The following is a 21,939-nucleotide window of genomic DNA, read 5'->3' as shown; positions in this document are numbered from 1 at the left end:
ATATAATATGTCTGGTGGCGATAGCGAAGAGGTCACACCCGTTCCCATACCGAACACGGAAGTTAAGCTCTTTAGCGCCAATGGTAGTTGGGACTTTGTCCCTGTGAGAGTAGGACGTTGCCAGGCTGTTATTATTCCACAGTAGCTCAGTGGTAGAGCTATCGGCTGTTAACCGATCGGTCGTAGGTTCGAGTCCTACCTGTGGAGCCATTTGGAGAGCTGTCCGAGTGGCCGAAGGAGCACGATTGGAAATCGTGTAGGCGGTTAACGCTGTCTCAAGGGTTCAAATCCCTTGCTCTCCGCCATTTTTATCTAATTAACACAGTGGCCCGTTGGTCAAGCGGTTAAGACACCGCCCTTTCACGGCGGTAACACGGGTTCGAATCCCGTACGGGTCACCATTTATTTTTATCTACATAATAGTGGAGGATTAGCTCAGCTGGGAGAGCACCTGCCTTACAAGCAGGGGGTCGGCGGTTCGATCCCGTCATCCTCCACCATATATTATCATCGCGGGGTGGAGCAGTTCGGTAGCTCGTCGGGCTCATAACCCGAAGGTCGCAGGTTCAAATCCTGTCCCCGCAACCAAGTGGTCCCGTGGTGTAGCGGTTAACATGCCTGCCTGTCACGCAGGAGATCGCGGGTTCGATTCCCGTCGGGACCGCCATTTTAAATTTAATAAGGCTCGGTAGCTCAGTTGGTAGAGCAAAGGACTGAAAATCCTTGTGTCGGCGGTTCGATTCCGTCCCGAGCCACCATTTTAAAAACACTTGTTTTTAAAATGCCGGTGTAGCTCAACTGGTAGAGCAACTGACTTGTAATCAGTAGGTTGGGGGTTCAAGTCCTCTTGCCGGCACCACAGTTATTGTGGAGGGGTAGCGAAGTGGCTAAACGCGGCGGACTGTAAATCCGCTCCTTCGGGTTCGGCAGTTCGAATCTGCCCCCCTCCACCATTTATAGGGGCATAGTTTAAAGGTAGAACTACGGTCTCCAAAACCGTCAGTGTGGGTTCGATTCCTACTGCCCCTGCCAATTATAAAAACAACATTGCATATATACGTGGCGATTGTGGCGAAGTGGTTAACGCACCGGATTGTGGTTCCGGCATTCGTGGGTTCGATTCCCATCAGTCGCCCCATTTATAAACGATATGCATATTCCAATATTGGGCTATCGCCAAGCGGTAAGGCAACGGATTTTGATTCCGTCATGCGTTGGTTCGAATCCAGCTAGCCCAGCCATATTTGCGGAAGTAGTTCAGTGGTAGAACACCACCTTGCCAAGGTGGGGGTCGCGAGTTCGAACCTCGTCTTCCGCTCCAATTTTAATAAAGTTATTTAGTCTTGAATAAATGGCGGCATAGCCAAGTGGTAAGGCAGAGGTCTGCAAAACCTTTATCACCGGTTCAAATCCGGTTGCCGCCTCCATTTATTTACAAGCTGCCGGGGTGGTGGAATTGGCAGACACACAGGACTTAAAATCCTGCGGTAGGTGACTACCGTGCCGGTTCAAGTCCGGCCCTCGGCACCATTTGTAATTTTAACTTGCCTTTTTTATTTTGCCGATGTGGCGGAATTGGCAGACGCGCACGACTCAAAATCGTGTTCCTTCGGGAGTGTCGGTTCGACCCCGACCATCGGTACTTTAGCTTTACCTGACAGGATGATTCCTGTTTTTATTTTTACTTATCGGTCGACAAATTTTGATAATATTTGCGGGTGTAGTTTAGTGGTAAAACCTCAGCCTTCCAAGCTGATGTCGTGAGTTCGATTCTCATCACCCGCTCCATACATATTGTTATCACAACGCAGTGTCTCGCTTTCAAAGCTGAGATGTTGCGTTTTTTATTTTTAGCGTAAATATAGCGTCTATCTTGAAAAGATAGACGCTATATTTGCGTACATCAGTTAATGACTTGATATGTTGTTTCGCCGCCGTGAATTTGAATGAACATGTCACTTAAGGATTTAGTTAGTTTATAAGCCTGTTCTTCTGAAAGTGAAGGTTTTAAATAGATGAACTGTACAGCTTGTGTTGTCTTTTCAGTTACGTACGCTCGGTTAGAATCGACATAAGGACTTCCGAAAGCTCCTAGGGCATCTTTTGAAATGATTTTATTTTCTAAAGAAATGCTACGCTCATTTAGAGCTTCATAAGACTCTTCTTTTGTACCGATAGTAAATTCGATTGGGCCCTCTAAATTAGAGGAATCATAAATTCCAATTGGTACTTCATATTGCAATGAAAAAAAGTTATTAATGTCAACAGCAGAATTGATAGAAGGCAAATACGTTTGTTTTCCTATTCGTCGAATTAAAGCTTCTATAGAAGGACGATATTTACTTGGATCAGTTCCAAATGTTTTGAAAAGCTTTCTCCACTCGCTAACACCTTCAAATTCTGTTACTTTTTTTGACTCAAGGTCGAAATAAATGGATTCTTGAAAGAGGCGCAGGCGTCCTTTTAGCATTTGAGGAGAATCGTCAACTTCAATATTTTTATACTGAATGATTCCCATTTTAAAAGAAGGGCAAAGCTGTTTAATAGCGGGTGATAATGTAAAGTTCATTTTTTTGATCCTTTCTATTATAATTAGTATTTGTTCGTTTATAGATATCATCCTATCATTTCATTGAGTGAGAAAACAGTTCAATGCATGAATATATAGAATTTCTTAGAAAGGAGGCTATTACTCACTATGAATGCGTATCAATTGAAGGAAGAAATTATTTCATACAGCAAAGAGATTGGAATCGATAAGATTGGATTTGCGAGTGCTTCTATGTTTGATGAGTTAAAAAATCGATTGTTAGCACAGCAAGAGTTAGGTTATGCTTCAGGCTTTGAAGAACCTGATATTGAAAAGAGAGTAGATCCCACATTAGTTGTTCCAAAAGCTAGATCTATTATTTCAATTGCACTTGCGTATCCTTCTAAATTAAAGGATGCACCAAAGAGCACAAAGGAAGATCGCCGAGGGATCTTTTGCCGAGCTTCTTGGGGACAAGATTATCATACGGTTTTACGTGATAGGCTTCAAAAGCTTGAAACATTTATAAAAGAAAAAGTACCTGCAGCTACCCTTCAATCGATGGTAGACACAGGCGAGCTATCGGACCGAGCCGTAGCAGAAAGAGCTGGTATTGGCTGGAGCGGTAAGAACTGTGCTATTATTACACCTGAATTCGGTTCCTACGTGTATTTAGGAGAAATGATTACAGATATCCCGTTTCCTCCTGATAAACCGATAGAAGACGGTTGTGGTACTTGTAATAAGTGCGTGGACGTGTGCCCTACCGGCGCGCTTGTAACAGGCGGTCAGCTGAATTCGCAGCGATGCATTGCCTTTTTAACCCAAACAAAAGGATTTTTAGCTGAAGAATTTCGAAGTAAATTAGGCAATCGTTTATATGGCTGTGATACATGTCAAACTGTGTGTCCTAAAAACAAAGGAAAAGACTTTCATTTTCACCCTGAGATGGAGCCCGACCCAGAACTTGCGAAGCCTAAATTAAAACCGCTTTTAACGATGAGTAATCGCGAGTTCAAAGAAAAATTTGGACATGTTTCAGGGTCTTGGAGAGGGAAAAAGCCAATTCAGCGTAATGCCATTATTGCACTGGCCCATTTCAAAGATCAAACCGCCGTTCCAGATTTAATTGATTTAATTAAAAATGACGTTCGCCCTGTCATTCGAGGAACAGCGGCATGGGCATTAGGCAAAATTGGTGATAAAGAAGCGTTAGATACACTTATGAACTTAAGAGAAAAAGAAAAGGATCAAGAAGTAATTGAAGAAATGTCAAAAGGTATAGAGATGCTTCAAGAGATCTAAACCGTATTTTTATTGATAAAGTTAGCTAATGAGTCATAGCGTATAATAAACGCTTAGAAAAGTGGTGACATTATGCTAACAAAAAGGAATGTATTATATACTTTAATTAAAGCGCGTGCGGACAGCTATGTAAAAGGTGAGCTTCATGAAGACTTTAAGCCTTTCATTGAACAGCAGTGTGAGCTAAAGCGGTCTCTTATAAAAAAAAGAGAAGTTGACGTTTTAAAATGTAATATGAAAGGTTCTATTCAATCCACTCATACGGATCAGGAAGAAACAAGAGTATTATATAAGGTGCACATTCAGGCATTTCTAAAACAAAACAATTTTTTCTATATAGAAGAAGAAATTGAAGATCGTTTAGCTCTTTTTTATAAAGATACCCTTATTCAAGATGAGCTGCTGGTAAAGGATTTTTCTGAAGATGAGATTAAAATGAATGTAGAAGAAGTAGAGCAAGGCGAAGAAAGAGCCTCTTATTATGATCGTCTTGCGGCTGTTCAGTATGCGGAAAAATATTGGGATAAACCTAACCAAAATTACAAGCAGTTTGATGTAAACTGCACTAACTATATCTCACAGTGTTTGCATGCAGGAAAGGCGCCAATGCGGGGATATCCTAAAAAAGCAGCCGGATGGTGGATGAGAGGGAACGCCTGGAGCTACAGCTGGGCAGTTGCGCATTCCATGCATAGCTATTTAAGTAACTCCAAATCAGGACTTCGGGCTGTGCGGAAATCTTCAGCAAGCGAACTCGTTCCCGGAGACGTTATCTGCTACGATTTTGAAGGAGATGGAAGATGGAATCATACGACGATTGTTGTAGCAAAAGACGGTCACGGTATGCCTCTTGTGAATGCGAACACGTATAATAGTCGAATGAGATATTGGGCTTATGAAGATTCAACGGCTTATACGCCAAAGATTAAGTATGATTTTTTCCATATCGTTGATCAGTAGGACTTTCGTTTTAGCAAGTTAGTGGTATAATGATGAATAGATTTGTTAGCAGAGGTGAAAATTTGTGGGAGTACACGTAGTGTTATTTCAACCAGAAATTCCAGCAAATACAGGAAATATTGCGCGAACATGTGCAGCAACAAATACGACGTTGCATTTAGTTCGACCGTTAGGCTTTTCAACAGATGATAAAATGTTAAAGCGAGCTGGATTGGATTACTGGGAATTTGTAAATGTGGTGTATCATGATTCATTAGAAGAAGTATTTGAAAAGTATCCTGAAGCAGGTTTCTACTTCATCACAAAATTTGGTCAGCAGCCACATACAACATTTGATTATAGTGACTTAGAACAGGATCATTTCTTCGTATTTGGAAGAGAAACAAAGGGGCTGCCAAAGCACATTATTGAAGAGAACATGGAAAGATGTCTTCGTTTACCGATGACAGAAAATGTTCGTTCTTTAAATTTATCTAATACAGCAGCTATTTTAATCTATGAAGCGCTGCGTCAACAAAATTACGCTGGTCTATCTTAAGTAAAAAGCGAGGTTCAAATTTTATTGAACCTCGCTTTTTTTATTTATGTCGACGATGATATGTAGTGGTTATTTTTTAACTCCCGGTTTATCATTGTATCCCGCTCTGAAGATGGATGCTAAAAAAGCAATTGTTACTCCTAATACTAAAAGTAAGCGCATTGATTTTCCTCCTCAATCTAATTAAAAGGATTATAAAGCTACTACATTTAAAACCGACTTCTTATATCTCATGATGTGTAATAATAACAAAATAAATCTTTTAGAGACATAAGTTCTCTAACAAAGTTTAACCGTCCCTTCTTACTCTTTTATTATATCCAATAAATACTTCACTGTGAATGCCTAGCAAGGACAAATTTCTGAATTTTACAATTTAAAAAGCATGTTCAAACATTTTGCTGCATAGATTGTATTAATCTTGTTCACTAGCACCATAACTAGTAGGGGAGGTCCTTTAATGGATATATTAAAGAAAGTTGAAAGATACCGCGAAGAAGAGAATCGTCTTAAGTGGGAAGGGACATTTGAAGAGTACCTAAAGCTGATTAAAGATGAGCCTTTAATTGCTCAGCCTGCACACTCTAGAGTATACAACATGATAAAGGATGCAGGAATTGAAGAGGTAAATGGTAAAAGACATTATAAATTTTTCAGTGGACAAATGTTTGGACTTGAAGATTCGCTAGAACGGTTGGTGGAAGAATATTTTCATCCAGCTGCAAAGCGTTTAGATGTTCGTAAACGTATTTTACTTTTAATGGGTCCAGTAAGTGGTGGTAAATCTACGCTAGTGACCATGTTAAAAAGAGGGCTTGAAGCTTATTCGCTTACTGATCGAGGAGCTGTTTACGCTATTAAAGGATGCCCAATGCATGAAGACCCGCTGCATTTAATTCCACATCATTTACGTAAAGACTTCTTTGAAGAGTATGGTATCCGAATTGAAGGAAACTTATCTCCTTTAAATACAATGCGATTAGAGGAAGAGTATGGCGGCCGAATTGAAGACGTCATTATTGAACGAATTTTCTTTTCAGAAGACAAACGAACTGGAATCGGAACGTTCAGTCCTTCTGATCCGAAATCTCAAGACATTGCTGACCTAACAGGAAGCATTGACTTTTCAACAATTGCAGAATATGGATCTGAGTCAGACCCGCGTGCTTACCGCTTTGACGGAGAGCTTAATAAAGCAAACCGAGGAATGATGGAGTTCCAAGAGATGCTAAAATGTGATGAGAAATTTTTATGGCATTTACTCTCTTTGACCCAAGAAGGAAACTTTAAAGCAGGAAGATTTGCTTTAATTAGCGCAGATGAATTAATCGTAGCGCATACAAATGAAACAGAGTATCGTTCGTTTATTTCCAATAAGAAAAATGAAGCTTTGCATTCACGAATTATTGTGATGCCTGTTCCATATAACTTAAAAGTGAGTGATGAGGAAAAAATTTATGACAAAATGATTCGTGAAAGTGACGTATCAGATGTTCATATTGCCCCTCATACGTTACGTATTGCGTCTATCTTTACTACGTTAACGAGATTAAAAGAGCCTAAAAAAGGCGATATCGATTTATTAAAGAAAATGCGCCTATACGACGGTCAATCTGTAGAAGGATACAACGATGCAGACGTGGAAGAGTTACAAAAAGAGTATACGGATGAAGGAATGAGCGGTATTGATCCTCGTTATGTCATTAATCGCATTTCATCTACCATCATTCGAAAAGATATTAAATCAATCAATGCATTAGATGTACTGCGTTCATTGAAAGAAGGGTTAGCACAGCATGCGTCTATTTCTGCTGAGGATCGAGAGCGTTACCTAAATTATATTTCTCTGGCGCGTAAAGAATATGATGAGATTGCTAAAAAAGAAGTGCAAAAAGCGTTCGTTTATTCGTACGAAGAGTCTGCTAAAACATTGATGGATAATTATTTAGATAATGTCGAAGCATACTGCAATAAGAATAAGCTTCGCGATCCGTTAACAGGAGAAGAGTTAAATCCAGACGATAAATTAATGCGTTCCATTGAAGAACAAATTGGTATTTCAGAAAATGCGAAAAAAGCATTCCGCGAAGAAATCTTAATTCGTATTTCCGCTTATGCACGTAAAGGAAAACGATTTGATTATAATTCGCATGAGCGCTTACGTGAAGCGATTCAGAAAAAATTGTTTGCGGATTTAAAAGACGTAGTGAAAATTACAACGTCCACTAAAACACCAGATGAGCAGCAGCTGAAGAAAGTGAATGAAGTAGTGGCTCGATTAATTGATGAGCATGGATACAATTCAGTATCTGCTAATGAACTGCTGCGCTATGTAGGAAGTTTGTTAAATCGATAACTCAGTACTAACAAGAAAACATGGCACTTCCGATTTGTGCCATGTTTTTCTTATCTCTTAAAATAAACTCTGCATAATTAGGCTAATGTGTAGTACGGATTGCACATAACCATCATATGATAAGCTATAAACATATAAATGACACTAGACACTATAAAATGAATAGTTAATAGGGAAAGAATTAGTTAGCAAGTATATCATTCTTGCGCATAGGATAAGAGTAACCAACCTTTGAACTAAAGGTATTTGTCAGAAACTTTCGGTATAGCTTATGCATGCCGAGCAAAAACGTGCAGTTGTTTTTAAAATAAGGAGGGGAATAGCGTGGGAAAAGAAGTAGATAAAAGTTTTGCTGTCTCAAAAGAAGACTGGTCCCTCCATCGTAAAGGCCACGATGATCAAAAAAGACATCAAGAAAAAATTAAAGAAGCGATTAAAAATAATTTACCGGATTTAATTACAGAAGAAAATATCGTGATGTCCAATGGAAGAGAAGTTGTTAAAATTCCAATTAAATCATTGGATGAATATCGAATTCGGTACAATTATGATAAAAACAAGCATGTGGGTCAAGGTGATGGAGACAGTAAAGTTGGGGATGTAGTAGCACGTGACGGATCTGCTGGAGATGGTCAAAAAGGAGCAGGAAAAGGTCAAGGAGCAGGTGACCAGGCTGGAGAAGACTACTTTGAAGCGGAAGTGTCTCTTATGGAGCTTCAAGAGGCTTTATTTGCTCAATTAGAACTGCCTAATCTTCAGCGAAAAGAATCTGATCAAATTGTTGTGGAACACATTGAATTTAATGATATACGACGTACAGGTTTGATGGGGAATATTGATAAAAAACGAACTATGATGAGCGCTTATAAGCGAAATGCAATGACAGGAAAGCCTGCTTTTCATCCTATTTATCCGGAAGATTTAAAATTCAAAACGTGGAATGAAGTTATAAAGCCAGAATCCAAAGCAGTCGTTTTAGCTATGATGGATACGAGCGGTTCGATGGGCATATGGGAAAAATATATGGCACGAAGCTTTTTCTTTTGGATGACACGCTTTTTACGTACGAAATATGAAACAGTGGAAATTGAATTTATTGCGCATCATACAGAGGCAAAAGTAGTATCAGAAGAAGACTTCTTCTCAAAAGGAGAAAGTGGAGGAACCATCTGCTCATCTGCTTACCGAAAAGCGCTTGAATTAATTAATCAAAAGTATGATCCGAGCCGTTATAATATTTACCCGTTTCATTTTTCAGATGGCGATAACTTAACTTCAGATAACGCAAGGTGTGTAAAGTTAGTAAACGAATTAATGAAAGTGTCAAATATGTTTGGGTATGGGGAAGTGAATCAGTACAATCGACATTCTACTTTAATGTCTGCTTACAAAAACATTCAAGACGAAAACTTTAGACACTTTATTTTAAAACAAAAATCAGACGTTTTTCATGCGATGAAAAGCTTTTTTAGAAAAGAGACAGAAGACCAGAAATATGCATAACCTAAAAGGCCTAGACTTGTTATCTAGGTCTTTTTTATGCGGTTTATTCAGCGCTTCTTTGGAAATAGTAAAAGTACGACTTTATTCAAAAGGAGAATAAGTGAATGAACGAAAATATAAAGAGCGAAATGCAAAAACATCAACAAAATCAGCGGTTGAACGCAGCCGAGTTAGGTTACTTATGGGCGCAATATTTAGGCGATACGCTGTATGTATGTGTTCTTGGGTATTTTCTATCTGTTGTAAAAGATCCCGAGATTAAAGAGCTCTTAAAAAAAGCACATCAGATTTCACAAACTCATGTAGACGAATTGACGGAATTATTCAGTTCGGAAAAAATTCCAATACCAGTAGGTTTTGGGGAACAAGATGTGAACAAAGGAGTTCCTGCGTTATTTGATGATATTTTTATGGCTATCTATGTCAATGAAATGGCCATTGGAGGTATGAAGAAATATGCCAGAGCGCTAAGCGCAGTGAGAAGGCAAGATATTTATGACCACCTATCTCGATGTGTAAAAGAAAGCGACAGTCTTTTAGAGGATTCTAACCACGTTATTTTAAGAAAAAGCATGCTGATGAGACCTCCGGTTATTCCTTATCCTGTAAAAGTAAATTTTGTGGACCAGAAAACGTTTATATCACCATTTTTCTCTCAAATGCATCCTTTAACTTCTTTGGAGGTTACGGCTATTCAAGAAATTGTTAATACAAATGTATTAGGTAAAACGCTGATGTTGGCATTTAGTCAAGTAGCTACCACACAAAAATTACGCTCTTATTTTTTTGATGGAGTCAAGCTTGCGAGTAAGCAAATCAAGCACTTCACCGAGTTACTGTCTGAAGCTGATTTACCAAGCCCAAGGCTGCTTGATGCATATGTAACCAACTCAACGATTTCACCATTTTCAGATAAGCTGATGATGTATCATACTTCCACGGCGGTGACAATCGCTATTGATAACTGCGGTGCTGGTTTGTCTATGTCGTTCCGTTCGGATGTAGCAGTAGAATTTTCTCAGCTAATTGGGCGTATAGGGAAATATGGAAAAGATGGAATTCGGATTATGATTGAGCAAGGTTGGATGGAAGAACCTCCAATGGCAACAGATCGTAAGAAGTTGGCGGAGAAATAATAAGGAGTATGTTGTAGATTATCAGTAATTTTGCGGTACTGAAACATATATAGCTAAAAGAAAATAGATTGCTCTAGACCCACTTGAATGAGCAGTGATAAGATAAAAAAGCTGATTTTTCAAGAAGTAAGTCGAGGTGTGCAAATGAACAACAGTATAAGGGAGTCCATTGCGAAAAAAGTAGCATGGATTAGCGTATGGAGCAATATTGCACTTACGCTAGGAAAAGTAATAGTAGGATGGATTGGAAATAGTGATGCCGTATTTGCTGATGGTATTCATTCTGCAGCGGACGTATTTGCCTCTATTATTGTCTTATTGGTTATACGAGTAGCGAATAAGCCAGCAGATAATGACCATCCATATGGGCACGGAAAAGCAGAAGTGATTGTCTCAGGAATCGTAGGAATTATTTTATTGCTTGTATCATTTTATGTGGTATTTGAAGGAGTCGTTGGTTTATTCCATCCGGTTGAATCTCCAAATATTTTAGCCATGTGGATTGCTGTTATTTCATACATAGCAAAGGTATTATTGTACCGTTATTCTTTAAACGTAGCAAAGCAGCACCACAGTAAGGCAATTGAGGCAATTGCATTTGATCATAAAGCAGATATTGTTGCTTCTATTGCAGCTGCAATTGGTGTTTTATTATCAATTATTGGTGATAGAATGGATGTTCAACTGCTGTTATACGGAGATAAAATAGCCAGTATCTTTGTTGCTTATTTAATTTTTAATATTGCCAGACAAATGATGGGAGAGTCTTTTCAAATCTTAATGGAAGGCAATATTGATGAAGAGTTGCTAAAAGAACTTGAAGAAAGCATTTATGAATTCAAAGATGTGAAGCGTATTGATCGCGTTCGAGCAAGAGAGCATGGCCATTACATATTAGTTGATGTACGTATTTCAATTGACCACTTTAAAACAATTAAGGAAGGCCATGATTTAGGACGAGAAATCAAAGCAACACTTATGAAAAAGCATGATAATATTCAGGAAGTATTAATCCATTTGAATCCTTATTTTCCAGATTAAAAAGAAGCAGCGAGTTGTTATCTCGCTGCTTCTTTTTATTTGTAAATGCAGAAATGAATGAAAAAGGTAGAATAAAATTAAGGGGGCTTTATAAGCAAAATGTATGAGAATTTTTATCTTTTATTCATAAAGAATCAAGTTTAATAAAATTGTATAAAAGGAATTGTATTTATTTATTGATGTGATAGGATAAAAAAGCATGTAAATGCATTCACTACGAATGAAAGCATTGGACAGATACATATAGATAATAATAAATGGTTTAGGGAGTTAAAGAAGGTGATGTTGAAGTGAATGCAAGTATCAGGTCAATCGTTAAAAAAGTCATGTTCACTCTATTTATTGCGTATATGGCAGTGGTCATTTATGCTACTCTCATACGGGAAAACGAACATGTTTACGGAAAAGCAATGAACTTGGATTTATTTAGTACGATCCGTCTGATGTGGGACAGCGGTAATATAATGCTCACTCTGACAAATATACTGGGAAATATCGTAATGTTTGCACCGCTTGGAATGTTTATTCCTTTGTTTATGAAGTGGTTTGACGGTTTTATCCAAGTGTTTACGACTGGTTTTTTAATAAGTTTTCTGATTGAAATTTTACAGTACAAGCTAACGGAACGAGTATTTGATATTGATGATATCTTTTTGAACACGCTAGGTACATTTATAGGCTGGGTTATTATTAAGATACTATATTGGATCAAGAACGTGATGAAAGCACGTTTCAAAAAAAGATGAAAGGACTTCTTTACGAAGTCCTTTTTGCATCTTGTTGATAGAAACACTTAATACAGCGCCTTACGGAAGAATGGGATGATTCAACGATAACGTGCTGACAATTTTGCTGAACAAATAATAACTTTCCTTCAAGCTGCTTAATTTGTTCTTTAAGCTGTTCTACTTCATTATTGATAGATATTTGAACCACTGTTAACAAACTCTTTAGCTTTTTCTTTCATTCCTTCTTTTCTTACTTCGTTTACATCTTTTTCGTTTTCTTGAGCCATGTTACGAATATCTTGAGAAATACGCATTGAACAGAATTTAGGTCCACACATTGAACAGAAATGGGCTGTTTTAGCACCTTCAGCAGGAAGTGTTTCATCGTGATATTCTTTTGCGCGCTCTGGATCTAGTGACAGGTTAAATTGATCATTCCATCTAAATTCAAATCTGGCTTTAGACAGCGCGTTATCGCGTTTTTGTGCTCCTGGATGGCCTTTTGCTAGGTCAGCGGCATGCGCAGCAATTTTATAGGTAATAACACCTTCTCGAACGTCTTCTTTATTCGGAAGACCTAAGTGTTCTTTTGGCGTTACGTAGCAAAGCATAGCTGTCCCAAACCAGCCAATCATTGCAGCACCAATACCCGATGTAATATGGTCATAACCTGGAGCGATGTCAGTAGTAAGCGGTCCAAGAGTATAGAAGGGAGCTTCTTGACATATTTCCATTTGTTTATCTACGTTTTCTTTGATGAGATGCATAGGGACATGTCCTGGACCTTCAATCATAACTTGAACATCGTGTTTCCAAGCAATTTTAGTTAGTTCACCAAGCGTTTCTAATTCACCAAACTGTGCTTCATCATTAGCATCTGCAATAGAACCAGGACGTAGCCCATCGCCAAGTGAAATAGAAATGTCGTATGCTTTACAGATTTCACAGATTTCTTCAAAGCGAGTATATAAAAAGTTCTCTTCATGATGAGCTAAACACCACTGTGCTAAGATCGATCCGCCGCGTGAAACAATACCTGTCGTACGTTTCGCTGTCAGAGGAATATAGCGTAAAAGAACACCTGCGTGAATAGTAAAGTAATCAACGCCTTGTTCTGCTTGTTCAATTAATGTATCGCGATATGCTTCCCACGTTAGATCTTCTGCTACGCCTTTTACTTTTTCAAGCGCTTGGTAAATAGGGACAGTCCCTACAGGAACAGGCGAGTTGCGGATAATCCATTCGCGTGTTGTATGGATATCTTTTCCTGTTGATAAATCCATAATTGTATCGGCTCCCCAACGCGTTGCCCATGTCATTTTTTCTACTTCATCTTCAATAGCTGAACGAATAGCAGAATTCCCGATATTAGCATTAATTTTCACGTGGAATTTACGACCGATAATCATTGGTTCGCTCTCAGGATGGTTGATATTATTAGGGATAATTGCTCGTCCTTTTGCTACTTCCTCACGTACGACTTCAGGATCCATCTGTTCACGAATAGCGATAAATTCCATTTCAGGCGTGATGACTCCTTTTTTCGCATAGTGCATTTGCGTTACATTTTGATTTTTTTTCGCGCGCAGAGGTAAGCGAGTAGTGATAAAGCGCTCGTACTGATCTCTTGGGTCACCATCATAATAGCCGTTATCCTGTGGTTGAACCGTACGTCCGTGATATGTTTCTACATCGTTTCGTTCCGCAATCCACTTTTCGCGCAGAGCCGGTAATCCTTTTTGTAAATTAATTTCATAAGAGGGATCTGTATAAACACCGCTCGTGTCGTATACACGTACGGGACTATTTTCTTCTTCACCAAAAGATCCTGTAGTAGGAGACTGATGAATTTCACGCATAGGCACTTTAAGGTCTTCTCTAGATCCTTGGATATATACTTTGTGACTGTTTGGAAAAGGCTTTTTCATAGAAACTGATACATTTTGTTTTGACATTACATATTCCTCCGGTTTCGCATAAAGTGTAGCTATACCGAACCATAAAAAAATCGGGTTCTGTGGTAGACAGAACCCGATGGAATAGGCGAAAAAAGAATAAACATATACTATTCTTTTCAAGACTACTTCCCTCCGCTGGTATAACCCAAATCAGGTTCAAAGGGTTAAAGAGTTTTATTGTACTCTTCTCTCAGTCTGAGCTATCAGACACCCCTAGTAGAAATAACATTCAAATTATTCAATTTACGGCTTAAGTTTACCATCATTCGGTAAAAAATCAACCCTTAAATAAAAAAAGCTAGACAATTAGCGTTGTCTAGCAGCGTCGATTGCAATCACAATAGCTGTAATAATATGCATGATAAACCCTAAAAATGGAATCCAAGCAACCAGTGAGGTAACAATCCCTAGTATGTTTCCATAAGCAGATAACCCTCGTCTATTAGCTAAAATTAGTGTGATAGCATGAAGAATAAATCCAATAAAAAGAGGAGTATAACTAAAGCCCATAACAATCCCCGCGCCAATTAAAGGAATTCCCAGCAAGGCTTCATACCCAGCAGTGACCCATTTCATTGTACGTACATTTCCATTCATAGTAAAAAGCCTCCTAAAAAAGATACTACTATATACGAGAAAGGAGAGAAAAAAGTTTCAAATTACTTAGGGGATATGTCGTATAAGCAAGCACTAGTTGATTAAAATGATAGATGACAGTAAAGAGGGATGGAAAAAACATAATGATTTAGTCATTTTTTCACATCAAAGAAAAATAGTCTAGATGATTCATTTTTAGCTAAGAGACCGGAATTTATACAGAACATAATGACTACTTTCTAAAATAAATAAAAGCTGATATCGTATTTTTAAGTTATAGCATTTAAGCTTTTTATTACAAATTATTAAAGATTCTTATCTTTTTGCAAATACACATTGTATTTCATAGTTTTAACAATTATGATAAAAAAGCAAGTGTCAAAATAGGAAAATAGTTGAGCATGTAAAATGAAGCGATAAGCTTATTAATTTGAAAGAAAGGCAAGGTACATAGCTTTATGTGGGAAATTATTGTAGCAATCATTTTAGGGATTGTAGAAGGTTTAACAGAGTTTGCTCCTGTTTCGTCAACTGGGCATATGATTATTGTCGATGACCTGTGGTTAAATTCAAAAGAATTATTTTCATCTCCAGTAGCTAATACATTTAAAATTGTTATTCAGCTAGGGTCGATCTTAGCAGTAGTTGTTATTTTTAAAGATCGTTTTATTAATTTATTAGGACTGGGAAAAAAATCAGCTGCTCCAATTGGACCGACAAATCGCTTGAATTTAATGCAGGTAATTGTTGGTCTGTTACCGGCAGGAGTGTTAGGACTTTTGTTTGATGATTACATTGATGAGCATTTGTTTTCTTTAAATACGGTGCTAATTGGCTTAGTGGTCGGAGCTGTATTAATGATTCTAGCAGATTTGTTTGGACCTAAACGTCCGCGCGTAGAGACGGTGGACCAAATGACTTATGGACAAGCACTTGGTATAGGACTGTTTCAATGTATTGCTCTTTGGCCAGGTTTTTCTCGTTCAGGTTCAACGATTTCAGGAGGGGTTCTTCTTGGAATGAGCCATAAAGCAGCCGCAGACTTTACGTTTATTATGGCAGTGCCAATCATGGCAGGAGCAAGCGGACTTTCATTGATTAAAAACTGGCAGTATTTCACATCAGATGCACTACCGTTTTTTATTGCCGGTTTTATAAGCGCCTTTATTTTTGCGCTGGTATCAATTCGCTTTTTCCTAAAATTAATTAATCGTATCAAATTAGTACCATTTGCGATTTATCGAATTATTTTAGCAGCTATTCTATATTTTGTATTTTTATAAAATAAAAAAGCGTGTTTATTAGTCGTTTAAACTTCTAATAGAGACTTAAAAAGCAAGAAAAAGCTATTGCAGCATTGCAATAGCTTTTTTGCATAAATATATATTATCGTCTTTTGAAAGCGTTTTATAAACATGGGTATTGACAAAACGTGTCGAAAAATAGTAAATTAATATTTGTGCAGTATAAAGTTAAGTAAAAGTAAGACTTCTGTTTAGTTTTATTGACTGTAAAAAACGTATGACAACGTATAGATCGTTTTAATTTTATAAAAACTGAATAATAAGCTTAATCGTATAGAGCGGGGGAATCATTATCGGCAGTGAAGCTGCCTTGGGGTGAATCCTTACAAAAGGTAGGAAACTCTCAATTCCGAATCCGACAGTTAACCCCGTTTGCTTTATTGAGAGAAAGAGCCCAAAATAGCGTAAGTAAAAGGCTGTTCTTTCTTAAGAATAGCCTTTTTTTGTTTTTTCAGAAAAATATATACAAATGTCATACATCTTTGGGGAGGTACATCTATGAAAAAAATTCGTTTTGGTTTGGCTACGCAGATTTTTACCGGATTAATCCTCGGTGTTCTTGTAGGGGTAATTTGGTTTAATGATCCGCGTGTAGTAACATACCTACAGCCGCTAGGAGACTTATTTTTAAGATTAATTAAGATGATTGTTATTCCAATTGTTATCTCAAGCTTAGTTGTTGGAGTTGCAGGAGCAGGTAGCGGTAAACAGGTCGGAAAACTTGGCGTTAAAACAATTCTCTATTTTGAAATTATTACGACTTTTGCAATCGTAATCGGTGTATTAATCGCTAATATCTTCCATCCTGGACAAGGTGTAGACATTCATTCAGCACAGAAAAGTGATATTTCACAATACGTTGAAACATCCGAACAGCAAGAAGGAAAGTCAGTGGCTGAAACATTCTTACACATTGTTCCGACAAACTTTTTTCAATCAATTGTTGAAGGAGATATGCTAGCAATTATCTTCTTTACAGTATTATTTGCCCTTGGAGTAGCGGCAATTGGAGAAAGAGGAAAGCCAGTTGTACAATTCTTCGACGGCGTTTCTCATGCAATGTTTCACGTGGTAAACCTTGTAATGAAAGTGGCTCCAATTGGTGTATTTGCTTTAATTGGTGTAACGGTTTCAAAATTCGGCTTAGATTCACTCCTTTCATTAGGAAAGCTTGTTATCTTGGTTTACTTAGCGTTAATTTTCTTCCTACTTGTTGTATTAGGAGGAATCGCGAAATGGGCAGGAATTAATATCTTCCACTTATTCCGCTATATGAAAGATGAACTATTGTTAGCATACAGTACATCTAGTTCTGAGACGGTTCTTCCACGTATTATGGAAAAACTTGAAAAGATGGGCTGTCCAAAAGCTATCGTATCGTTCGTTGTACCAATTGGTTATACCTTTAACCTAGATGGTTCCGTTCTTTATCAAGCGATTGCAGCGTTATTCTTAGCACAGGTGTATGGTATTGATTTAACGATCGTTCAACAGCTGACGCTCATTCTTGTATTGATGGTTACATCTAAAGGAATGGCTGCAGTGCCAGGAACATCATTTGTTGTATTACTAGCTACTCTTGGAACAATCGGTGTTCCGGCAGAAGGATTAGCCTTCATTGCTGGAGTAGACAGAATCATGGATATGGCACGTACGGTTGTTAACTTAGTAGGAAACACACTAGCAGCAATTGTAATGTCTAAATCTGAAGGCAAATTTGACCCTAAAAAAGGTACAGAGGTCATGAGGGCCGGCTAATTTATAAATTAAAAAGCTACTTATTCTATTCAAAAAATTAGAATAAGTAGCTTTTTTCATAATAATTCCTTTATTATTATGGAAATTGACCCTATAATATGTAACATCAGGTATAAAAATATCCAAATTTTATTTTTACATAAAAGCAGTCACTGGTTCCTTTCTTTATCAGTAAATATAGAGATAGCTTAGCTAGTAGGGGGATAGTAGAGTATGTGGAAAAAGCGAATATGGGTCATCGCCTCGATAGTAATCGTATGTGTGTTAATCCCTTACAGTTTACCGATTGTATTTGCTTTATTAACAGCATTAGCACTTGAGGGTATTGTTCAAAAATTGCATCAATCTTTTAAAATGAAGAGAGTCTATGCAGTGCTTATGACCTTCATTTTATATGTTGTTTCGCTCATACTTATTGGTTTTTTTATTGTTCGAACAATCGTTACGCAAGTGGTTGCTCTTTCAAAAATAGCGCCTTCATTTGTAAAAGAAATCTATGAAACCGCGATTTATCCAACTATTATTAAGTGGAAGTACTATTCAAACGCTCTTCCTACAGAAGTGATTTCTTCTATCGAGCGCACGCTTGAAAAAACCGTAAATTCATTAGATTCTCTATTAAAAAGTACCGTGGAAATCATCATTAGCTTTGCCGCTACTGTTCCTGGGTTTCTATTAGAGTTTCTTATTTATTTAGTAGCGCTTGTATTTATCAGCCTTGAGCTGCCTGCTATTAAAAATAAAATTAAGTCATTCTTAACAGAGGAAACGAAATATAAGCTACAAGTTGTCATCACTCAGCTTATCCAAGCGGGGGTTGGTTTTATCAAGGCACAAATTATCTTAAGTGTCATGACGTTTGTAATGGCTTATGTAGGACTGTGGCTATTAGATGTTCCTTATACCGCGCTGCTTAGTTTGTTAATTGTAATTGTCGATATCTTACCAATCCTTGGGACAGGCTCGGTACTCGTTCCATGGGGGATTTTTGCTCTTACTCAAGGGCATGACTCATTGGCAATCGGCTTATTTATTCTATTTGGAGTCATTACGGTAGTAAGGCGTGTAGTAGAACCAAAAGTATTTTCCACAAATATGGGTATTTCACCTTTAGCTGCACTAGTTAGTTTGTACATTGGATTTAAACTTCTAGGTTTTGTCGGGTTATTTTTAGGGCCGGCTTTAGTTATTTTATACGATGCTCTTCGCAAAGTAGGTATTATTCAAATTAACTTTAAACTGTAAAGGCGCTGGATAAAAATAGCGCTTTTTTTTATTGAAACTTTTGTAGTACGTAATACGTAAAGAGGGAAAGGAAAAAACTATGTCGTGTTGGTTTTTATCTATCAATCGGCTAAATTATAGTTTTGCAGTCTTAGATTTAATGACATGAGGAGGAGAATTTTTGTTAGAGTCGGTTTTACTTTCTTTAATTGAAGCGCTAAAACAGCTCTCTTATTTTGGCGTAATCTTAGCATTAACGTTTGAGTTTGTCCCGGCAGAGCTTGTTTTACCTTTAGTAGGGTATTGGGTGTACCAAGGTGACATGAACTTGTATCTAGCCATCCTTGCAGGTACAGTAGGCGGTGTTTGTGGACCGTTGACTCTTTATGCATTGGGACGTTACGGTGGACGACCGCTGGTTTTAAAATATGGAAAATACTTTTTGGTGAAAGAAAAAGAAATTGACGCTGCTGATCGCTTTTTTAATAAGTATGGCGGCGGGGTCGCTTTTTTTGGACGCTTTATTCCAGGAGTCCGAACGGCTATCTCTTTTCCATGTGGGATGGCAAAAATGAATGTATGGCTGTTTTCTATTTACACATTTGTTGCGATGCTTCCAGTAACGGCTATCTACGTATATTTAGGTTATAGGTTAGGACCTAAGTGGAAAGAGGTGGGACCGATTGTGTCTCAATATATGCAGCCCATTGGAATCGGACTTGTCGTTTTAATTGCATTGTTTTTTATCATTAAATATGTGCGAAATAAACAAATAGGACAGAGCTGATAAATCAAGGAAAAGAGTGAGGATATGTCAGAGCATGAACAGTTAAGAGTAGAATTACGAAAAATTGAAAAATGGGAGAAAGACCAAAAAGGGCTTTTTTTCTGGGAGAGGCTGGCTCGCTTACCTTTTTCAGCTTTAGATAAAGTAACGCCAAAGTTCATTCATCAAAAAATAGAGAAATTATTAGATGAAATTGCTAAGTATGTTGATAATGGAGGCCAGTATTTAGCTAATACATCTGCCACGCTAGAAAAAGCATCAGCCCAATTACAAGAAAATAAGCAGCTTTCGATAGAGGATATTCAGCATTTGTCTCTGCAAGAAATGGATGAATTGGCGGAGCATTTTATTGAAGTCCGAAAAAAGAATGCACAGCTGCAAGGAGCTACAACCGGAGTAGGTGGGATCTTTACATTGGCTATTGATATTCCTTTTGTATTGGGACTTACACTTAAGACACTGCAAGAAGTAGCTGTTTCTTATGGTTACGATCCCACTGAGCAGGAGGAACGCATTTTTATGGTCAAATGCATGCAGTTTTCGTCTTCTGATATTGTAGGAAAGCGTGCGATTTTAGAAGAATTAGCAAGCGGCAATCGAACGCAGAGCTTGCAGCAGCTGCAAGGGTGGAGAGAAGTGTTTCTAACCTACAGGGACAACTTGGGATGGAAAAAGCTGTTTCAAATGATTCCTATAGCAGGAATGGTATTTGGAGCGTATATTAACAAACAAGCAATTAGTGATATAGGAGAAGTTGGAATGATGCTCTACCGTAAAAGACGCATTTTGGAAAAAGTTTCACAATCTTAAAAAAAAGAAGCGCATCATTGTGCTTCTTTTTTTCGACATTATTTCTGGGGAAATATGTCGAGGTATGCTAAGTCTATTTCCTTAATCAAAATGAAAAGTAGGAATGGTAATAGTATTTTTTCGTCTGGCAATCAGTAAATAAATAATTCCGGTTATAATCCATACGATACCGATAAATAAGGATGTTCTTTCTAAGTTAAGCCACATAAAAAACAAAAATAAACTGCCAAGTAAAGGCATAAGTACATATGAAATGCATCCACTGAAGGATCGCTTGTTTTGATGAATAAAATAATGGATAAAAACCGCTATGTTCACTGAACTGAACGCAATTAAAGCACCAAAATTAATTAAAGAGGTAGCTTTTTCAAGAGATAGACCTAGTGAAATTAAAGAGAGACCACCAATAATCACCACGTTCCAAATAGGCGTCTTTGTTTTAGGATGAATATAGCCAAAAATTCCCCGCGGCAGATAACCATCTTTCCCAATTGCATAGAGAAGTCTTGATGCACTCATATGTGAGACAAGCCCAGAAGCAATAGTTGAAGTCAAGGCCGCTGCTACAAAAATAGATTGAAAAGGCTGGCCGCCAATTTTATAAGCGATTTCCGCCGATGCACCTTCTAAATCATGAAACAAAGAAGCTGAAGGGAAAAGAAGCTGAGCAAAGTAAGAAACCGTGATAAATAAGGCGCCTCCCGTACATGCAACAATGAGAATTCCTTTAGGAATCGTTTTCTCAGGCTTAAGTGTTTCTTCGGCCATGGTAGTTACGGCATCAAACCCTAAAAAAGAAAAGCATAAAATGGCCGCTCCGTTTAATAACAGAGATACAGAGGCCGATTCACTTATAAACGGTTTAAATGATAACTCTTCCCCTTGAGTTGTAGCACTTAAAATAATAAAGATAATAGCGACTAAAATTTGAAAAGCAACTAATAGCGTACCAAAAGAAACGGTTAAATGAACGCTAAAAATATTCATTATGGTCATGATGACAACAAAGCTGATAATCCATATGGCTTTTGGAACACCTGGAAACAGAGAGCTTAGGTAAATATTTGTCAAAAGTGCACTAATCATCGGTAGAAATAGATAATCAAGAAGAGCCGTCCATCCTACCAAAAAACCGACGCTTGGATTCATTACTTGCTGTGCGTATGTATAAGAAGAACCAGCTCCGGGAAAAGCTTTTACCATTTTTCCGTAACTAATGGCTGTGAATAAAATAGCAATCAACGTGAATGCATAAGCGCCTGAAACATGTCCATCCGTTGATTCAGTCACAATGCCAAATGTATCAAAAACGGCCATGGGTGCCATGTAGCCTAATCCTATCACGACGATATGCCATAATTTTAGTTGTTTAAGAAGAGAAGGTTCATGATTCATATTTGTCAT

Annotated in this window: 18 protein-coding genes, 17 tRNA genes, 1 rRNA gene and 2 riboswitches; of the genes, 31 read left to right on the top strand and 5 right to left on the bottom strand. The window is 37.8% G+C overall.

All coding sequences use genetic code 11. The annotated features are described in order from the left end of the window. The first annotated feature begins 10 nt into the window (after window positions 1-10). The 18 genes from rrf (at window position 11) to M3225_RS27925 (ending at window position 1,788) form a co-directional block, all read left to right on the top strand. Window positions 11-126, top strand: a 5S ribosomal RNA gene (gene rrf, locus M3225_RS28010). Between the two features lie 9 nt (window positions 127-135). Then, window positions 136-210: transfer RNA gene (locus M3225_RS28005), tRNA-Asn, on the top strand. Window positions 211-213: 3 nt separating this feature from the next. Continuing rightward, window positions 214-305 (top strand) — tRNA-Ser (locus M3225_RS28000). Between the two features lie 21 nt (window positions 306-326). After that, window positions 327-401 (top strand) — tRNA-Glu (locus M3225_RS27995). A gap of 23 nt (window positions 402-424) precedes the next feature. Further along, window positions 425-500 (top strand) — tRNA-Val (locus tag M3225_RS27990). Window positions 501-511: 11 nt separating this feature from the next. Next, window positions 512-588 (top strand) — tRNA-Met (locus tag M3225_RS27985). 3 nt (window positions 589-591) lie between these two features. Next, window positions 592-667, top strand: a tRNA-Asp gene (locus M3225_RS27980). Window positions 668-682: 15 nt separating this feature from the next. Next, a tRNA-Phe gene (locus tag M3225_RS27975) sits at window positions 683-758 on the top strand. Window positions 759-783: 25 nt separating this feature from the next. After that, window positions 784-859: transfer RNA gene (locus tag M3225_RS27970), tRNA-Thr, on the top strand. Window positions 860-869: 10 nt separating this feature from the next. After that, window positions 870-953, top strand: a tRNA-Tyr gene (locus M3225_RS27965). A gap of 5 nt (window positions 954-958) precedes the next feature. After that, window positions 959-1,032 (top strand) — tRNA-Trp (locus tag M3225_RS27960). Between the two features lie 30 nt (window positions 1,033-1,062). Further along, window positions 1,063-1,138 (top strand) — tRNA-His (locus tag M3225_RS27955). Between the two features lie 28 nt (window positions 1,139-1,166). Next, a tRNA-Gln gene (locus tag M3225_RS27950) sits at window positions 1,167-1,241 on the top strand. Window positions 1,242-1,246: 5 nt separating this feature from the next. After that, window positions 1,247-1,321: transfer RNA gene (locus M3225_RS27945), tRNA-Gly, on the top strand. 32 nt (window positions 1,322-1,353) lie between these two features. After that, window positions 1,354-1,427: transfer RNA gene (locus M3225_RS27940), tRNA-Cys, on the top strand. 14 nt (window positions 1,428-1,441) lie between these two features. After that, window positions 1,442-1,530: transfer RNA gene (locus M3225_RS27935), tRNA-Leu, on the top strand. 30 nt (window positions 1,531-1,560) lie between these two features. Then, window positions 1,561-1,642, top strand: a tRNA-Leu gene (locus M3225_RS27930). Between the two features lie 72 nt (window positions 1,643-1,714). After that, window positions 1,715-1,788: transfer RNA gene (locus tag M3225_RS27925), tRNA-Gly, on the top strand. Between the two features lie 115 nt (window positions 1,789-1,903). On the opposite strand, the gene M3225_RS27920 is transcribed toward M3225_RS27925, so the two are convergent. Continuing rightward, entirely contained in the window at window positions 1,904-2,569 is a 666-nt protein-coding gene (locus tag M3225_RS27920; protein ID WP_251400504.1) for a B3/B4 domain-containing protein, read from the bottom strand. Between the two features lie 129 nt (window positions 2,570-2,698). Between M3225_RS27920 and queG the strand changes: the two genes are divergently transcribed. The 8 genes from queG to M3225_RS27880 all read left to right on the top strand — a co-directional run bounded on the left by queG (window position 2,699) and on the right by M3225_RS27880 (window position 12,115). After that, window positions 2,699-3,835: a tRNA epoxyqueuosine(34) reductase QueG gene (gene queG / locus M3225_RS27915; RefSeq protein ID WP_251400502.1), complete on the top strand. Its 1,137-nt coding sequence runs from the start codon at window positions 2,699-2,701 to the stop codon at window positions 3,833-3,835. 72 nt (window positions 3,836-3,907) lie between these two features. After that, window positions 3,908-4,795 carry an amidase domain-containing protein gene (locus tag M3225_RS27910; RefSeq protein ID WP_251400500.1) on the top strand — a complete coding sequence of 296 codons (888 nt, stop codon included), beginning with the start codon at window positions 3,908-3,910 and terminating at the stop codon, window positions 4,793-4,795. Between the two features lie 64 nt (window positions 4,796-4,859). Next, window positions 4,860-5,333: a tRNA (uridine(34)/cytosine(34)/5-carboxymethylaminomethyluridine(34)-2'-O)-methyltransferase TrmL gene (gene trmL, locus M3225_RS27905; RefSeq protein ID WP_016762878.1), complete on the top strand. Its 474-nt coding sequence runs from the start codon at window positions 4,860-4,862 to the stop codon at window positions 5,331-5,333. Between the two features lie 460 nt (window positions 5,334-5,793). Continuing rightward, complete coding sequence (locus M3225_RS27900) at window positions 5,794-7,689, top strand: PrkA family serine protein kinase (RefSeq protein WP_013055179.1); 1,896 nt, start codon at window positions 5,794-5,796, stop codon at window positions 7,687-7,689. Window positions 7,690-8,013: 324 nt separating this feature from the next. Next, a complete protein-coding gene (gene yhbH / locus M3225_RS27895) occupies window positions 8,014-9,192 on the top strand; it encodes a sporulation protein YhbH (protein ID WP_251400498.1) in 1,179 nt (392 codons plus the stop codon). 104 nt (window positions 9,193-9,296) lie between these two features. After that, window positions 9,297-10,328 carry a DUF3231 family protein gene (locus tag M3225_RS27890; protein WP_251400496.1) on the top strand — a complete coding sequence of 344 codons (1,032 nt, stop codon included), beginning with the start codon at window positions 9,297-9,299 and terminating at the stop codon, window positions 10,326-10,328. A gap of 144 nt (window positions 10,329-10,472) precedes the next feature. Continuing rightward, window positions 10,473-11,369, top strand: coding sequence for a cation diffusion facilitator family transporter (locus tag M3225_RS27885; protein ID WP_251400494.1), 897 nt, complete (start codon window positions 10,473-10,475; stop codon window positions 11,367-11,369). 290 nt (window positions 11,370-11,659) lie between these two features. Further along, window positions 11,660-12,115: a VanZ family protein gene (locus M3225_RS27880; protein ID WP_251400492.1), complete on the top strand. Its 456-nt coding sequence runs from the start codon at window positions 11,660-11,662 to the stop codon at window positions 12,113-12,115. 10 nt (window positions 12,116-12,125) lie between these two features. Here M3225_RS27880 and M3225_RS27875 read toward each other — a convergent pair whose 3' ends face one another. The 3 genes from M3225_RS27875 to M3225_RS27865 all read right to left on the bottom strand — a co-directional run bounded on the left by M3225_RS27875 (window position 12,126) and on the right by M3225_RS27865 (window position 14,652). After that, window positions 12,126-12,305, bottom strand: a complete 180-nt coding sequence (locus M3225_RS27875; protein WP_251400490.1) for a hypothetical protein — start codon at window positions 12,303-12,305, stop codon at window positions 12,126-12,128. Further along, window positions 12,283-14,052: a phosphomethylpyrimidine synthase ThiC gene (thiC, locus tag M3225_RS27870; protein WP_251400488.1), complete on the bottom strand. Its 1,770-nt coding sequence runs from the start codon at window positions 14,050-14,052 to the stop codon at window positions 12,283-12,285. Before thiC ends, M3225_RS27875 begins: the two co-directional genes overlap by 23 nt. Before the next feature lie 113 nt (window positions 14,053-14,165). Next, window positions 14,166-14,280: riboswitch (TPP riboswitch) on the bottom strand. Window positions 14,281-14,361: 81 nt separating this feature from the next. Continuing rightward, window positions 14,362-14,652 carry a hypothetical protein gene (locus M3225_RS27865; RefSeq protein WP_013055185.1) on the bottom strand — a complete coding sequence of 97 codons (291 nt, stop codon included), beginning with the start codon at window positions 14,650-14,652 and terminating at the stop codon, window positions 14,362-14,364. A 458-nt stretch (window positions 14,653-15,110) separates the two neighbouring features. Here M3225_RS27865 and M3225_RS27860 point away from each other — a divergent pair, with 458 nt between their 5' ends. The 5 genes from M3225_RS27860 (at window position 15,111) to M3225_RS27840 (ending at window position 20,535) form a co-directional block, all read left to right on the top strand. Further along, complete coding sequence (locus M3225_RS27860; RefSeq protein WP_251400487.1) at window positions 15,111-15,935, top strand: undecaprenyl-diphosphate phosphatase; 825 nt, start codon at window positions 15,111-15,113, stop codon at window positions 15,933-15,935. Between the two features lie 273 nt (window positions 15,936-16,208). Then, window positions 16,209-16,348: riboswitch (cyclic di-AMP (ydaO/yuaA leader) on the top strand. 106 nt (window positions 16,349-16,454) lie between these two features. Beyond that, the gene (locus M3225_RS27855) at window positions 16,455-17,714 is read left to right on the top strand and encodes a cation:dicarboxylate symporter family transporter (protein WP_098239943.1); all 1,260 of its coding nucleotides are present in this window, start codon (window positions 16,455-16,457) and stop codon (window positions 17,712-17,714) included. Window positions 17,715-17,927: 213 nt separating this feature from the next. Further along, window positions 17,928-18,959: a sporulation integral membrane protein YtvI gene (ytvI, locus tag M3225_RS27850; RefSeq protein ID WP_251400485.1), complete on the top strand. Its 1,032-nt coding sequence runs from the start codon at window positions 17,928-17,930 to the stop codon at window positions 18,957-18,959. A 160-nt stretch (window positions 18,960-19,119) separates the two neighbouring features. Beyond that, complete coding sequence (locus tag M3225_RS27845; protein WP_251400483.1) at window positions 19,120-19,725, top strand: DedA family protein; 606 nt, start codon at window positions 19,120-19,122, stop codon at window positions 19,723-19,725. Window positions 19,726-19,749: 24 nt separating this feature from the next. Next, window positions 19,750-20,535, top strand: a complete 786-nt coding sequence (locus M3225_RS27840) for an EcsC family protein (protein ID WP_251400481.1) — start codon at window positions 19,750-19,752, stop codon at window positions 20,533-20,535. 81 nt (window positions 20,536-20,616) lie between these two features. Here M3225_RS27840 and M3225_RS27835 read toward each other — a convergent pair whose 3' ends face one another. After that, window positions 20,617-21,930 carry an APC family permease gene (locus M3225_RS27835; RefSeq protein ID WP_251400479.1) on the bottom strand — a complete coding sequence of 438 codons (1,314 nt, stop codon included), beginning with the start codon at window positions 21,928-21,930 and terminating at the stop codon, window positions 20,617-20,619. Window positions 21,931-21,939: the final 9 nt, after the last annotated feature.

It is taken from the genome of Priestia aryabhattai, assembly GCF_023715685.1.
In the GTDB taxonomy this organism is placed as follows: Bacteria; Bacillota; Bacilli; order Bacillales; family Bacillaceae_H; genus Priestia; species Priestia aryabhattai_B.
This window is presented reverse-complemented; position numbering and strand designations above follow the sequence as displayed.

Excerpts from the sequence above, each read along its gene's own strand:
- M3225_RS27860 (WP_251400487.1), top strand. The coding sequence starts at position 15,111 with ATGTGGGAAATTATTGTAGCAATCATTTTAGGGATTGTAGAAGGTTTA.
- M3225_RS27885 (WP_251400494.1), top strand. The coding sequence starts at position 10,473 with ATGAACAACAGTATAAGGGAGTCCATTGCGAAAAAAGTAGCATGGATT.
- M3225_RS27835 (WP_251400479.1), bottom strand. The coding sequence starts at position 21,930 with ATGAATCATGAACCTTCTCTTCTTAAACAACTAAAATTATGGCATATC.
- thiC (WP_251400488.1), bottom strand. The coding sequence starts at position 14,052 with ATGTCAAAACAAAATGTATCAGTTTCTATGAAAAAGCCTTTTCCAAAC.
- ytvI (WP_251400485.1), top strand. The coding sequence starts at position 17,928 with ATGTGGAAAAAGCGAATATGGGTCATCGCCTCGATAGTAATCGTATGT.
- M3225_RS27855 (WP_098239943.1), top strand. The coding sequence starts at position 16,455 with ATGAAAAAAATTCGTTTTGGTTTGGCTACGCAGATTTTTACCGGATTA.
- M3225_RS27910 (WP_251400500.1), top strand. The coding sequence starts at position 3,908 with ATGCTAACAAAAAGGAATGTATTATATACTTTAATTAAAGCGCGTGCG.
- M3225_RS27920 (WP_251400504.1), bottom strand. The coding sequence starts at position 2,569 with ATGAACTTTACATTATCACCCGCTATTAAACAGCTTTGCCCTTCTTTT.
- M3225_RS27890 (WP_251400496.1), top strand. The coding sequence starts at position 9,297 with ATGAACGAAAATATAAAGAGCGAAATGCAAAAACATCAACAAAATCAG.
- M3225_RS27865 (WP_013055185.1), bottom strand. The coding sequence starts at position 14,652 with ATGAATGGAAATGTACGTACAATGAAATGGGTCACTGCTGGGTATGAA.
- M3225_RS27900 (WP_013055179.1), top strand. The coding sequence starts at position 5,794 with ATGGATATATTAAAGAAAGTTGAAAGATACCGCGAAGAAGAGAATCGT.
- queG (WP_251400502.1), top strand. The coding sequence starts at position 2,699 with ATGAATGCGTATCAATTGAAGGAAGAAATTATTTCATACAGCAAAGAG.
- M3225_RS27840 (WP_251400481.1), top strand. The coding sequence starts at position 19,750 with ATGTCAGAGCATGAACAGTTAAGAGTAGAATTACGAAAAATTGAAAAA.